General features: G+C 53.8%; 11 protein-coding genes. 10 read left to right on the top strand and 1 reads right to left on the bottom strand.

Annotated features, from left to right (window positions below):
- Positions 1-118 precede the first annotated feature (118 nt).
- From U5L07_07285 to U5L07_07265, 5 genes are all read left to right on the top strand, one after another.
- Positions 119-1507, top strand: coding sequence for an efflux RND transporter periplasmic adaptor subunit (locus U5L07_07285; protein ID MDZ7831539.1), 1389 nt, complete (start codon positions 119-121; stop codon positions 1505-1507).
- Positions 1504-4818, top strand: coding sequence for an efflux RND transporter permease subunit (locus U5L07_07280; GenBank protein ID MDZ7831538.1), 3315 nt, complete (start codon positions 1504-1506; stop codon positions 4816-4818). Before U5L07_07285 ends, U5L07_07280 begins: the two co-directional genes overlap by 4 nt.
- A 69-nt stretch (positions 4819-4887) precedes the next feature.
- Positions 4888-5682 (top strand): thioesterase family protein, encoded by a 795-nt coding sequence (locus U5L07_07275; protein MDZ7831537.1) that lies wholly within the window; start codon positions 4888-4890, stop codon positions 5680-5682.
- A gap of 104 nt (positions 5683-5786) precedes the next feature.
- Positions 5787-6464, top strand: coding sequence for a nitroreductase (locus tag U5L07_07270; GenBank protein ID MDZ7831536.1), 678 nt, complete (start codon positions 5787-5789; stop codon positions 6462-6464).
- Entirely contained in the window at positions 6457-7683 is a 1227-nt protein-coding gene (locus tag U5L07_07265; protein MDZ7831535.1) for a GAK system CofD-like protein, read from the top strand. The genes U5L07_07270 and U5L07_07265 overlap by 8 nt, the downstream gene beginning before the upstream one ends.
- Here U5L07_07265 and U5L07_07260 read toward each other — a convergent pair.
- The gene (locus tag U5L07_07260; protein MDZ7831534.1) at positions 7680-8426 is read right to left on the bottom strand and encodes an alpha/beta hydrolase; all 747 of its coding nucleotides are present in this window, start codon (positions 8424-8426) and stop codon (positions 7680-7682) included. The genes U5L07_07265 and U5L07_07260 overlap by 4 nt on opposite strands.
- Before the next feature lie 277 nt (positions 8427-8703).
- Between U5L07_07260 and U5L07_07255 the strand changes: the two genes are divergently transcribed.
- From U5L07_07255 to U5L07_07235, 5 genes are all read left to right on the top strand, one after another.
- Positions 8704-10812, top strand: a complete 2109-nt coding sequence (locus U5L07_07255; GenBank protein MDZ7831533.1) for a hypothetical protein — start codon at positions 8704-8706, stop codon at positions 10810-10812.
- A gap of 11 nt (positions 10813-10823) precedes the next feature.
- A complete protein-coding gene (locus U5L07_07250) occupies positions 10824-11039 on the top strand; it encodes a hypothetical protein (protein ID MDZ7831532.1) in 216 nt (71 codons plus the stop codon).
- Positions 11040-11048: 9 nt separating this feature from the next.
- On the top strand, positions 11049-12020 hold the full coding sequence (locus tag U5L07_07245; GenBank protein ID MDZ7831531.1) for a hydroxymethylglutaryl-CoA lyase: 972 nt from the start codon (positions 11049-11051) through the stop codon (positions 12018-12020).
- Between the two features lie 92 nt (positions 12021-12112).
- Positions 12113-14023 (top strand): hypothetical protein, encoded by a 1911-nt coding sequence (locus tag U5L07_07240; GenBank protein ID MDZ7831530.1) that lies wholly within the window; start codon positions 12113-12115, stop codon positions 14021-14023.
- A 41-nt stretch (positions 14024-14064) separates the two neighbouring features.
- Positions 14065-14553, top strand: a complete 489-nt coding sequence (locus U5L07_07235) for a universal stress protein (protein ID MDZ7831529.1) — start codon at positions 14065-14067, stop codon at positions 14551-14553.
- Positions 14554-14806: the final 253 nt, after the last annotated feature.

The following is a 14806-nucleotide window of genomic DNA, read 5'->3' as shown; positions in this document are numbered from 1 at the left end:
GATCAGGCGCGCATGGCCCTGGAAGAAATTTCGCCGCCGGCCTAAAAATAATTTGATCCGGTAACAATTCCGGTGTATTAAACTCCGCTGATACAATCCGAACAGGAGACCCCATGCCATGAACCCCAAACCGGATAGCCGCCCCCGAACATCCCGGGGGAAAAAGCTTTTAATGCGCCTGTGGGGCGCCCTTCCGATTCTTTTGCTGCTGGGCGCCGTTATTGTCCTGGGCCAGATGGTAAACACCAAGAAGGATCGGCTGGAGGCGGTCAAAAAGGGCTTAAGCGCGCTTGAAAGCATGCAGCTGGCAGCGGGAAAGATCGATACCGTGGCAGCGATTTTAAAAACATCCGCGGACCAGAAAACCGCCGCCGAGCGCATGCAGGCCGAACTCGGCCTCTCTGCCGATCAGGTAAAAACCATTCTCCACATGCCCCTATCCGAGCTCGTCAAGAACCAGCAGGAAAAGCTTGACCGCCAGATTGCCGACATCAAACAGCAGATGGCGGAAAATAAACTTGATATCCGCATGGACCGGCCGGATGTGAATGTCGTGGCCCTTGAGCTCGCCCCGGAAACCATCCGGGACCGGATCAATCTGCCCGGCGTGGTGGAGCCCTGGATAAAATTCAATGTGATCGCCGAGGTCCGCGGCGAAGTCATCGAAAAACATATGGAAAAGGGCACACCGGTCAAAGAGGGCGATATCATCGCGGTTTTGGATAAAAGCGACTACGAAATCGCCCTTAAGGCGGCAAAAGCCGCCTATGATACGGCGCTTGCCTCGAAAAACCGGGTGGAAAAACTATACGCCCAGCAGCTGGCCCCGCGCGCGCAACTGGACGATATCACGGCGCAGGTCGAGCGCTTCAAGGCGGAGAGGGACGCTGCCCGGCTCAATCTCGACCGCTGCACTATAAAAAGCCCGATTACCGGGACCCTGAATCAGCTTTATATCGAAAAGGGCCAATATATTAACACGGCCGACGCGATTGCCGAAGTCATCCAGATGGACCGGGTCAAGGTGAATGTGGGCATCCCGGAATCCGATGTCAGCGCCGTCCGAAGTGTAAATGACTACATGGTCCGCTTTGATGCCCTGGCGGATAAGGCCTTCCCGGCTAAAAAATACTTTCTCTCCATTGCCAGCGATCCGCAGGCGCGGCTCTACAAACTGGAACTCGAAATCGATAATCCGAACCATGAAATCCTGCCGGATATGTTCGCCCGGGTGGATATTGTCAAAAGGGAAGTTTCCAAGGCCCTGTCCATCCCGCTCTATTCAATCATTTCCCTAAACAATCGGCAGACGGTCTATGTGATAAACGATGAGACCGCCCATGCCAGAAACATTCAAACCGGCATCCAGGAAGGCTGGCAGATCCAGGTCACAGACGGCCTAAAACCCGGCGACCGGGTTATTGTGGTTGGCCATCGGCGCGTCAGCGACGGCCAGGCGGTGAACCTGGTCCGGACGGTTTCGGATATGAAGGAGATCATGAATTGATCATATCCGATACAGCGGTCAATAACCGCGTCAGCGTCCTGGTTCTGGCGGTCATCATCCTGATCATGGGATTCTACTGCTACAATGAAATCCCGCGGGAAGACGAGCCCGACGTCACCATCCCCTATGTGTTTGTCTACACGCCTTATAAGGGCGTGGCAGCGGCCGATATTGAAACCGCCATCACCGTGCCCATTGAGAAGAAGCTTAAAGGGCTGGAACGGGTCAAAAGCGTCAAGTCTGTCAGCTCAGAGGGCGAATCCAATATCAATATCGAGTTTATCCCGGGAACCGATATCGATGATGTGCTTCAGAAGGTAAAGGACAAGGTGGATGAAGCCAAACGCGACCTGCCGACGGACCTGGAGGACGACCCCGCTGTATTTGAGGTGAATCTGTCGGAGCTGCCGATCGTGGTGTATTCCCTGCATGGGGCTACCGGTATGGCGGGGCTTAAAAAAATCGCCAATGACCTGGAAGAAGACATCGAATCGATTCCCGGCGTGCTCGAGGTCGATGTCACCGGCGGCCGGGAGCGCGAGATTATCATCGAGGTTGATCCGGATAAAATGGCCTATTACAACATCCCGATCACCGCGTTCCAGCAGGTCGTGGCCAATGAAAACACCAACACCTCGGGCGGGGCCATTACACTGGGCGACGGGCGCTATCAGCTGCGGGTACCGGGCGAATTCAACACACCGGATGAAATATACGGTTTGGTCGTGGACAATTTCAACGGCCAGCCGGTTTACTTAAAGGATATGGCCCGGGTGGTGGACGGGTTCAAGGATGAAGAATCCCGGTCCCGCTTAGACGGCCGGGATGCGGTCAATATTGCCGTTAAAAAACGCGCGGGTGAAAATATCATCGACATTGTTGAAGCCGTGGACCGCCTGATCGATGAGCAGAAGCCGGGGTGGCCCGCCGGGGTCGAAATCACCAAGCTCATGAACAAGGCCAAGGGCATCCGGCTCATGCTGGCGGACCTTGAAAACAATATTCTGTCCGGTCTGTTGCTGGTGGTGCTGGTGCTCTTTTTTGCCCTGGGGGTACGAAATGCCACGCTGGTGGGGCTTGCCATCCCGTTTTCCATGCTGCTCTCCTTTATGGTGATTTATGCCATGGGCATCACTCTGAATATGGTGGTGCTGTTTTCCCTGACCCTGGCCCTCGGCATGCTGGTGGATAATGCCATTGTGATTGTCGAAAATATCTATCGGTATATGGAACAGGGCGTCTCCCGGATCGAGGCCGCCAAAAAAGCCACCTCCGAAGTGGCCTACCCGGTGATCGGCTCCACCCTGACCACGCTCGCCGCCTTTTTCCCAATGGTGTTCTGGCCGGGCATTATGGGCGAATTCATGAAGTATCTGCCGATCACCCTGATTATTACCCTGACATCGAGTCTTTTCGTGGCCCTGGTCATCAACCCGGCGCTCACCGCTTTTTTCATGCGGGTCAAGCAAAAGAATGACCCGGGGCGCCTGGCAACGGATGCGTCAGACATCCAGGCCATGGGTGAAAAACCGGTTCAAATCCAAGGCATTATACTGCGTACCTACCGGCGCATGCTTGAATATTCGCTCAAGCACCGCCTCACCGTGGTGGCCACGTCTTTTCTCCTGCTCTTTGCGCTGATACAGATCTGGCAGCTGGTTATCGGTCTGGAAAAACCGGTGGAATTTTTTCCGAGTGTTGATCCGGATAGCGCCTATGTGAATGTCGATCCCCCGGAAGGCGCGGACCTTGAATACATGGACCGGATCATTAAAAAAATCGAACTGGCGGTGGCCAATGCGGGGGCCGAAAATCCGTCGGCATCTTTTAAAGAGCGATACGCCCGGGCGTATATCCCCCGGGTGCATGAAAAAAGGGGCGGCGATACATTCAAAGGTCCCACGGATATCGACAATATTGAACACATCTATGCCACGGCCAAGAAAAAGGCGGGCAGCTCCCTTTTTTCCGAATATGCCGACAACCGCCTGGGGATTCAGTTCATCGACTTCGAAGACCGGAAAACCCCGTCCGTGGATGATATCGAGGTTATTCGCCAGCGGATCAAGAATATTGCCGGCGCCCGGATCACCGTTGCCGAAGCCCAGGGCGGACCGCCCACCGGCGCGCCGATCAACATTGAGATTTCCGGGGAAAAGGTTCGTGTATTGGGGGATCTCGCCAAGCAGATCCGGGCGATTGTGTCTAAAATCCCGCACGTGGTGGACGTCAAAGACGACTTCATGGATGCCCTGCCATCGGTCCAGGTGGATATCGACCGGCAGAAGGCGGCGCTTTTCGGGCTTAGCACCAATGCCATCGGGTTCGGCTTAAAAACCGCCTATAACGGGCTCAATGTGTCCACTTTCCGGGAAGAAGATGAAGACTACGATATCACCGTCAAATTCACCGAAGGCGACCGGAAGGTGTCGGATGTGCTGCGAAAACTCATGCTTTCCACCCCGTCCGGGCAGATGGTGCCGCTGACCACCCTGGCCGACATCAAATTTTCGGGAAGCCTTGGAGACATCAACCGGATCAACCATGAACGGGTGGTCACCGTCAAAGGGGATGTGGATGAGACCAAAATCCCCGGCTCAGTTGCCAAAATGCAGGCGGAACGACTGCTTGCCGATTTCACGATGCCCCCCGGCTATCATATCAAGTTCACCGGCCAGCACGAACATGAGGAGGAATCCAAGGCCTTTTTGTCCAAGGCCTTTATCATCGCCCTTTTCCTGATCTTTTTAATCCTGGTGACCATTTTCAACTCCGTGGGCCAGCCCCTGATTATCATGACTTCGGTCATCCTGTCCCTGGGCGGGGTCTTTTTGGGGCTTACCGTCATGCGGTTTCCCTTTGGCATCATCATGTCCGGTGTGGGCGTAATTTCGCTTGCCGGCGTGGTGGTCAACAACGCCATCGTCCTCATTGACTACATCAATAAACTGAGAAGCCGCGGTATGGATTTTCACGAGGCGATCATCGCCGGCGGCGCCACCCGCCTGCGCCCGGTGATGCTCACCGCCATCACCACCATCCTGGGACTGATTCCCATGGCCACGGGGATTTCCATCAATTTCCGGAAGCTTTCCATCTCGCTGGTCAGCGAAACCTCCCAATACTGGCAGTCCATGTCCATCGTGGTCATATTCGGGCTGATGCTGGCCACCATACTAACACTCGTGGTTGTCCCCACTTTATACGCGGTTTTTGCCACCGCCCCGGGATGGTTTGCCGAAAAATATGGACTGCTCAAAAAATTTTACTGGAAGCCGTTTGAGACGAAAGTTGAACATACCCCTCGCTAAGGCTAAATTAATATATTAAATTTAGGTATTATTTTCTAACAATCCAGTCATCCCAAAGACGAGGCATACATGCATCTATTTAATAAGGATATCTCGGTCACCCCAAAAGCGCCCTATTTCTTTAAGGCCAACGTGTCCGACAACTGGTCGATTAACGGCAATCCCAATGGCGGCTATCTTCTGGCGATCGTGGCGAATGCCATGATGACGCATTCCGACAAAACCGCCACCCCGATTTTAACCGCCAATTACCTGGCCCGCTGCCTGCCCGGGGAAGTGGAACTGGGGGTTGAGGCCATCGCCCAGTCCAAACAGTTTAACCGGTTTCAAACGCGGCTCCTGCAGGAGGGCAGCGAGAAAATCCGGGCGTTCGGCACCTTTGCCATTGAAACCGATGAGTGCTTCATCAAACGCTACGAAGCCGATCCGCCGGAAATCGCGCCGCTGGATCAGTGCGTCCGGTTTCCCCAAATGCCGAAATATACCCTCTATGATAACATGGATGTTCGCCTGGACCCGATGTGTGCGGGATGGATGGAGAATAAACTCTCGGATGCATCCGAGCACAAGGGATGGATCAAATTTACGGACAACCGGCCGCTGGATATCCTGGCCGTCACTTTGGCGGCGGATGCCTTTCCGCCGGCGGTATTTTCCACCCAGGGCATGGCCGCCTGGGTGCCGACCCTTGAGTTCACCATAAGCATCCGCAACATAACGGATACCGAATGGCTGAAATGCCGCTTTAGAACGCGGTTTATCAACTGCGGACTGCTTGAAGAGGACGGGGATATCTGGGATGAAAACGATGAACTGATTGCCGTATCCCGGCAGATCGCCCAGTACCGGAAAATCGCCGGCTAAACGGCGGCCGGCGGATTATCGGCTGAAAGAAGCTGAAAAAGCCTGAAAAAACATAAGATTGACGCAATTCCGGTAAAATTTCGCGACGGGGGAGCAATTATTTTATGAATGTGATCGATGCGATAAACACGCGACGCAGCATCCGCGGATTTAAAGCGGACCCGGTGCCCGGGGTCCTGTTAAAGGAAATCCTTGAAACCGCCACACGGGCGCCATCCGCCTTAAATTCACAGCCCTGGGAATTTGCGGTTATCACCGGCCCGGTGCTTGATCAGATCCGGGCGGCCAATGTGGAAAAGCTGCGAAACGGCGCCCCCATGGCGCCGGATCATGTGGCCGCGCTCTGGCCGAAGGAGAGTGTCTACCGCGAACGCCAGGTGGAGCTGGCCAAACAGATTTTCAACTTGATGGGTATCGCCCGGGAGGATAAGGAAAACCGAAGCGCCTGGCAGGAACGGGGGTTCCGGTTTTTTGACGCGCCGGCGGCGATCATCGTCATGACCGATCAGATGCTTTCAGAATCCGGCCCTCTCCTTGATATCGGCATGGTCGTGGAAAATATCTGCCTTGCGGCTGTGGCCCGCGGGCTTGGCACATGCATTGAGGATCAGGGCATTTTTTACCCGGAAGTCATTCGAAACCTGGCCGGTATACCGGAAACCAAGCGGCTCATCATCGGCATCGCCGTGGGTTATCCGGACCGGGATCATGCGGCCAACCAGCTTAAAACCCCCCGGGCGCCGGTGGATCAAATAACTACGTGGATCGGATTTGATGAATGACAAAATACAGCCATCCGGCGGGGCGCCCCTTTACTTTCAAATGAGCCGAACGGCCCGGCTGCCGGACCCTTTTAAGCTGGCCCGGTATCAAAAGTCTCCGGATTTGGGCCCGCGGCCGCTGTTTTTCAGCGGCGGCACGGCCCTGCGGGCGCTTAGCCGGGAATTGATCCGCTACACCCGCAATTCGATTCACATCATCACACCGTTTGATTCCGGCGGCAGTTCGGCGGAACTGCGTAAGGTCTTTCACATGCCTGCGGTGGGGGATATCCGCAATCGCCTGATGGCGCTGGCGGATCAGAGTTTTCAGGGCCAGCCGGAAATATTTGACCTGTTCGTCCACCGGCTGGCAAAAGATGCGGCCGAAGAGCGCCTGGCGGCGGAGCTTGCCCGGATGGCCCGCGGCACGCACCCCCTGGTTTCCCGGATACCCGAGCCCATGTGCCAAATCATCCGCAGCCACCTGCACACCTTCCTGAATTACATGCCGGCCTCATTTAGCCTGAAGGGCGCAAGCATCGGCAACCTGATCCTGGCCGCCGGGTATCTCGACAACCACCACCTGCTTGACCCGATTATCTACACAATTTCAAACCTTGTCCAGGCCCGGGGCACGGTTCGGCCGGTTGTCGCCGACGACCGGCATCTGGCCGCTGAGATGGACTCCGGGGAGCTGATTATCGGCCAGCATCAGTTAACCGGCAAAGAGAGCCGCCCCATCGCCTCCCGAATCCATCGGCTCTATCTCTGCCACAGCAGCACGGATGGCGACCCGGCGGAAGTGGAGATAGATTCCGGCATACGCAGCTTGATCCAGTCCGCCGAACTGATCTGCTATCCCATGGGCAGTTTTTATTCCAGCATCATCGCCAACCTGCTTCCCAAAGGGGTGGGCCATGCCGTCAGCCGGGTGCACTGCCCCAAAATCTATATTCCCAACACGGGAGAGGACCCGGAATCCTATGGGCTGGATCCCACCCGGCAGACCGAAATTCTGCTCTCCTACTTAAAGGCGGATGACCCGGAGAAAATCGAGAATCAGGCGGTGCTGAATCTGGTGCTGGTGGATAAAAAACACGGCAGATATGCTTGCCCGATTGACGAGGAGCGGCTGAATGCCCTGGGCATCGAGGTAATGGATTATCCCCTGATCACAAAAGAAAGCGCCCCGAGTATTGCCGCCGACCGGCTGGCCGAATGCCTGCTCTCAATGACCTAAGCTTTGAAGAAAAAATCCACGATCTCATCCACCGCTTCATTGGCTTCGGCCATGGCCGGAGTAAGCGCCATCCAATCATGGAACATGCCCTTCCATTCCCGGTAGCGGATGGGTACGCCCGCAGCCGCCGCCTTTTCCTTAAACCGGCGGCAGTCGCAGAGGAATAATTCATGGGTACCCACCAGGACCAGGGCGGGCGGCAGGCCGGCAAAATCGCCGTTAATCGGGGATAGCAGGTGATGGCCGGGGTTATGGTCCCCGGCGTAATCCCGGCCGGCAGCGATCAAATCCTCCTTGGTCAAAAGCTGATCGAATTTTTTAAGCCTTTCAATATCCGGGTGGCTCATGGTCAGATCCAGCCAGGGCGATAAAAGGGCCAGCTTTTGCGGGAGTGGCTCCTGATTGTCTTTGAGGGCCAGGGCGGCGGACAGGGCGAGTCCGCCGCCCGCGGAATCGCCCATGAGAAAAATCCGATCCGGAGGATTTTCCAGTCTTAATTGCCGAAACACCTGAAGGACATCATTTAACGGCCCGGGGTACCGATGCGCGGGTACCAATCCATAATCCACCATTATGGCGGCAATCCCGGTCTTTTCACACACCCGGGAGAGCATCCCCCAGTGGCATATAATCGGGCCGCTCGTAAATGCCCCGCCGTGCAGAAAAATCAGCTTCCGGCCGGACAGCTCATTGGACGGATGCAGAAAAATGCAGCCCACTCCCCGGATGGTCTCATGACGCATCCGACAGTTGCCTATGACTTTTTGGGGCGGTGCTTCCATCTTTTTCCCTTAGTGCCTCAGTGCCTTTAAAGTTACTTATACGCTCGGTCCCGGGCGCACGGGCCCGGGGGTAATACTTCCAAACAACATTTGACATGCGCCGCTGAATTTATCAATATATAAGAAAAATATAAGAAAAAAACGAACCTATACTTTGTACACAAGGCGGCCGATTTTCCACCGCCGCCAATCCGCAAACAGCTATAATACAGCCCGCAGGGTTTACGAAAGGACGGTTATGAAGACCATTGTCAATATCAGCCTGGCCACGGATAAAGATGACTATGATTTAAACACCCACTTTATGGGACACGACTTCCGTTTGCTGCGATTCGGGGCCAACGGGGATCCGGATAAAGCCGCCGACCTGATTCAGCAATGGGATGCCCGGGCGGATGCCATCGGACTGGGCAGCTTCAAGGCCCCCTATGAGTTGGGCATGACCGGCTTGAAAGAAAAGCAGTCGGAAAAACTCAATCAGCTCTGCAGGCAAATCCACAGCCCCTTGACAACGGGCGACACTCTCCGGGAAGTCGGCCATGAATGGAGCATCCGGCACATCCAGCACAAATTCGGCAACAACTATTTTAATAACAAAAAAATCCTGTTTGTCTCCGGGATGATCAACACCCCGCTGGCCCGCATCCTGTCTGAATATACCGATAATCTGCATTTCTGCGACCCGATCATTGAAAGCGGCATTCCGAAATTCTTAAAGTCAATCAGCGATTTGAAGCTCTACGCCCAGGGTATGCACAGCATCCTGGAGTGGGTGCCCAGCAAAAAATTCGCGGATTATGCATTTCCCCTCAAAAATTACAACAAATACCTCATCTCCAGGGCCATGGAGCAAGCCCAGGTGATTGTGGTGCCCTACTATGGATTCTACAGCTATCTGGAAAATTGCGGACTTAAAGAACTGGGCCGCAAAGTCGTGATCACCTCCACTGCCTACGATGACCGGGTAAATTTCCTCAAGGAGCGCGGCGTTGACCTGATCATCGATACCACCCCGAAAATCATGGAAACGGTGGTGGGCGTGAGCGTGCTTGAGGCCATGATCATGGTCGCTTTGGATAAAACGCCGGAGACCCTTGCCAGCGATGACCTGCTTGAAGTGATCACGGATTTGCGAATGGACCCCCGCGTGATATACCCCACCGGAGAGCCCAAACGGGTCAATCGCTTTGCATTTGTGGTCTATCCGCTTTCCCGGGAATATCTGAAAAAATTCAAACCCGTTCAACTGGCGGCCAGGTTTGCGCCCAAACGCGGCATGGATGCTATAGAAAAGCTTGCCGCCTATTCCCCGCCGTTTATTTATTCCCGGGTCACCGGCATCAAATCCCCCACCGGCACCGAAGCCGAAGGATGGCTGATTGCCCTTGGCGCCACCCCCCGGCAGATGCTGGCCCACGGTCCGGAATTTCTAAATAACCGCCTTTTAAAAGCCACTCAAATGGCCAAAAACATGGGCGCCCAGATCATCGGTTTGGGCACGCTGACCAAGCCATTGGGGGATGCCGGCGAAACCGTGGCCAAGCTCTCGGACATTCCGGTGACCACGGGCAACAGCTACAGTGCATCGGCGGTGATGTGGGCCGCGGCTGAAGGGGTCAGAAAGCTCGGCCTGATCAAAATGGAAAAGGGTAAAAAGATGAAGGCCAAAACCATGGTGATCGGGGCCACCGGCGCCGTGGGCTCGGTTTGCTGCCGCCTTCTGGCCACCGCATTTACCGATATTTATATGATCGATGTCCATCATGCGGAGCTTTTGGCTTTAAAGGAGTGGATTGCCGATGAAACCCCGGATGTCAAATTAACCGTATCCACCCGTGCGGATAAATATCTGGCAGATATGGATGTGATCATCCTGGCCTCTGCCATGACCGAGAAAAATGCGATTGATATTGAGGCCGTAAAGCCCGGATGCGTGATCACCGATGTGAACCGGCCGCTTAATTTCACCATGAAGCAGGTTAAAAAACGGCCGGATGTTTTAGTGATCGCCTCCGGCGAGATCACCCTGCCCGGCGAGCCGGAAATGCGGGAAATCGGCCTGCCGTCCGGGGTTGCCTATGCCAGTCTGGCGGAAACCATTGTGCTTGCCCTTGAAGGCCGGTTTGAAAATTTCAGTGTGGGCCGAAATATTGAATGGGAAAAAGTCAGTGAAATCTACAAGCTGGGCCTGAAGCATGATATGCAGCTGGCCGGAATTTCCGGTCTTGCGGGGCCGATTTCGGAGGAAGACTTCAAGCGGGTGCGGGAAAACGCCCTTAAGGCCCGAAAGCCCGGACAAAAAAAGAAAAAAACATCCGGCTCGAAATCGAAACCCGAATCCAATTAACCGGACGCCCTATGCGCCAAAGCCACTGCAAATGGTATCCGCTTTGCCCCATGCGCCGGTTTTACAAAAAGGGGCTGCTGAGCAAATCCTGGATCGATGCTTACTGCAAAGGAGACTGGCATCAATGCGTCAGGTACCATATGGAAGAGCAGGGCAAATACCACCCGGACTGGATGCTCCCGGACGGCACCCTGGATGAGGCATTAAAAGAAACAGCTGAAAGATAGGGGGATTACATACCAACAGAGCGGCCGATCATCATCCGTGAAGTGGCATTGCGGGACGGGCTCCAGTCCGAGTCCGCATTCGTTGCCACCGAAGACAAACTGAGACTGGTCCAGGCCCTTTCCCGGGCCCGGGTACGGTACCTGGAAACCACATCCTTTGTCAGCCCCACCGCCATCCCGCAGCTAAAAGACGCCGCCGAACTGATGGCGCAAGTAGAACGGAAAAACCTCACCCACGAAGTCATGGTCCCCAACCGTAAAGGGGCCGAGCGCGCCATCGCTGCCCGGGCCGACCGCCTGATCGTATTCGTCTCCGCATCCGAGGCCCACAACCGGGCCAACGTCCGGCGCAGCATCGACGAATCGCTTGCCGACACGGATGCCATCTTCGCACTGGCGGACAAGCACAAGGTTCCCGTAGGGGCAGCCATTGCGGTGACCTTCGGGTGTCCGTACCAGGGACAGGTACCGGTTAAGGATGTGCACCACATCGCCGAGCACTTCGTCAGCCGGGGGGCGGACCGGATCACCCTGGCCGATACCAGCGGACTGGCCAACCCGGCGCAGATTTCCGAAACGTCAGCTTTCTTCAGGGATCGTATGCCCGGCGTGACCTTCTGTCTTCACCTGCACAATAACCGGGGGATTGCCATGGCCAACCTGTATGCAGGGTATCTGGCCGGAATCGATATGTTTGACACATCCCTTGGCGGCATCGGCGGATGCCCCAACATACCCCAAGCCGCCGGAAACCTTGCCACCGAAGATGTCGTATTCATGTTCGAAGCCATGGGGGTGGATACGGGATTGGATCTTCCCGAATTGATCGGGGCCGCCCGCATGCTCGAACGCATCCTCGGCCATCCCCTGCCCGGCCAGGTTATGAAAAGCGGTGTGCCCGAGTTCATGTCCGGGGAAGCGGACTGCGGTGAGCTGCATACATCAATTGAAAATAACCGGAATAAAAGCTATTCTGAATAAACTTGTTTTTTGTCTTGCCCTCTCAGGAGCGTATTCTTCATATCAACAAATATTTAGCCCCGGAACGGCAAAAACTGAGGAAACCAAACTTAATGAATAAAGCCCTTCATCTTCTATTATCGCTTTTTATCATGCTTGTATGCCTTTTTGGGTTCCAGGGCAATGCAAGCTGTAAGACTTTAAATTTTCCGTTAAGGATTGATTATCCGCTGCTCCAAACCCTCATGGTAAACAGTTTGTTTACCGATGAAGGATCGGTACTGCGCCTGGTGGATCCGGCAGATACCTGCCGGCATATTACCCTTTCAGATCCTCGTCTGTCTTGGAAAAACAATCAGCTTCAACTTGAAATGGCCGTCAATGTGCAGGGGGGGACTGGGGTTGGCGACAATTGCATGTTTCCGGTGAAGTGGTCAGGATATATCAAGACCCATCCGCGCCCCTATATCAATCGCCCCAATTGGCATTTGATGTTTGATTGGCAGGACACGGAACTGTTGAAAAAAAACCGGGAACCCGCCCGGATGATGAACCAGTTGTGGGGGGTGTTTGAAGGACCGGTTTTAAAACATCTTAATTCGCTTTCCATTGATTTGAATCCGCCTGTCGCCGAACTCCCGGCGTTCTTGTTAGACATGGCGGCTCCGGAATACCGCGCCCGCATTAAAAAACTTGTCAATAGCCTGAAACCCGGAGAGATGAGGGTCACCCCGAAAGCCCTGACCTTAAATATTTTGGGGGATATAACGATACCCGACCCAGCCGGGAGCAAAGCAGCCCCTGAGCAGCTTTCCCCGGAAGAGATGAAGGCTTTCCTGGATATCTGGGAAACATGGGACGCATTTCTGGTAAATACCCTGCTTTCCCTGTCTGGCGAGCCTTTAACCTCGCAGGAGCGGCAGGTGCTCTTGGATGTCCTGCTCGGCACCCGTTACCGGTTTGTGGCGGAGCTTTCAACAGATAAACATCGACCTAACGACTTTGTCCGCGAACAATTTGTTTGGGCGTGGCAGCGGCTTGCGCCGATCTTAAGAAATCATTTGACCAAAAACCCCGACGGCGATCCATGGGCTTACCTGGCTTTCTTTACGGCCTCGGATGCACTCTCAGTCATGGACAAGCTGGGACCGGCCACGGGAATCGATATAAGCCGGGACGGACTCATCCGGCTGGCCCGAATGGTATCCCAGGACGAGAACTTGATTTTACACTACAAACCCGCCGTTATCCCTATGCTGAGAAACATACTGGGGTTGGGGCCGCCGCTGGAAATCCCCAGTTTTGCTGCTGGGAAGGAACCATTAAAGCTAAACCGAAAGCCCACGGATTTGGATGCGCAGCGATCACTCATATCCGCCGTTAAGAACATGCTGTCGCCTCGACAATGCTGGGCATCAACTCCTGGTGCCCTGCCGGGGATTAAAGAGCTACGGCAATGGCTGCCGCCCAAAAAATCCATTGAGCCTTATTTTCAAAAAGTTAAGGCTATACTTGTTGAAACGAATCAAAAAAATCTTCGGAAAAGCGCCATACCCGCCAGATATCACAACTTATTCCAGCAGGTGGTCCTGGCCACTGCCTGGCAGGAGACTTGTTTCCGTCAGTTTATTGTCGATGACGGAAAACTGACATTTATCCGCTCTTACAACAATACCTCAGTGGGCCTCATGCAGATTAATGAACGTGTCTGGCGCGGAATGTATAATATTCAGCATCTGAGGTGGAATATCCATTACAATGCCAAGGCGGGGATTGATATTCTGGATAATTATTTTACGAAATATGCCCTGCCCAAAAGCCGGACCGTGGCTTCACTCGGCAAAGATGGCCTGGCCGCCAGTATTTACGCCATGTACAACGGGGGGCCAAGCCAGTTCAGCGGCTACCTGAAACGCCGTCAGACCGGTCGATTCTACAAGACGGACAAACACTTTAAGGAAAAGTACAACTGGGTCAAAAACAATCAGTGGGAGCGTTTATCAGATTGCTTGGTAGGCAAATGATAATCGGAAGTTTTTATTAAACCAAAAAGGAGGCGAGAAAAATGTATAAAAAAATCATGGTTCCGCTGGATGGCTCGGAACTCGCCGAGTGCGTGCTGCCCCATTTGGAGGCTTTCATCAATGGATTTAGTATCACTGATGTGCGTTTGGTGCGTGTGATAGAACCGGTTAAACCCGATCCAAGAATTTATGATAATACTTTCAGTGACGAGTTTATCCGCCAGGCCCAGAAAATCTGGAAGGATGTAGAACGACAGGGAAAGACTTCAGCCAAAAACTACCTGAACAAAGTCTCCGATCATCTCGAGCATAAAGGAACCGCGATGCATACGGAGGTTTTGATCGGGAACGCGGCAGACAGCCTGGCCGATTATGCTGACTCAAACGATATCGACCTTATTATTATGGCAACCCACGGATATTCCGGAATAAAACGCTGGATAATGGGCAGCGTGGCAGATAAAGTTTTTCGCTCGGCAAGCGTGCCGGTATTCATGGTGCGGCCCACCACTGTTAAAGGCGGCGTTTAATTTTTTGATGCACTTATTAACCTACTGTTTGCCTTCTTCAGGCGAGCGAACAGCCCGGGATTTTGTAATTTTCCAATAAATTTCGATCAAGGTCCTTCAGAATTAAAAAATACTAAATCTTTAATTTAGCACCGGGAATTGCTGTTGTTTCCCCATTTTTTAGATTAAACGATAGACGATTCAAAAAACCCCTTGTCTTAAATTAAAAAAGGGTTATATTCCTCCCTTCAATCAGCTATCACCCAGACTTTCA

The organism is Desulfobacterales bacterium (genome assembly GCA_034520365.1).
Classification (GTDB): Bacteria; Desulfobacterota; Desulfobacteria; order Desulfobacterales; family Desulfosalsimonadaceae; genus M55B175.
Note: the sequence above shows the minus strand (reverse complement) of the source record. Positions and strands in the feature narration are given on the sequence as shown.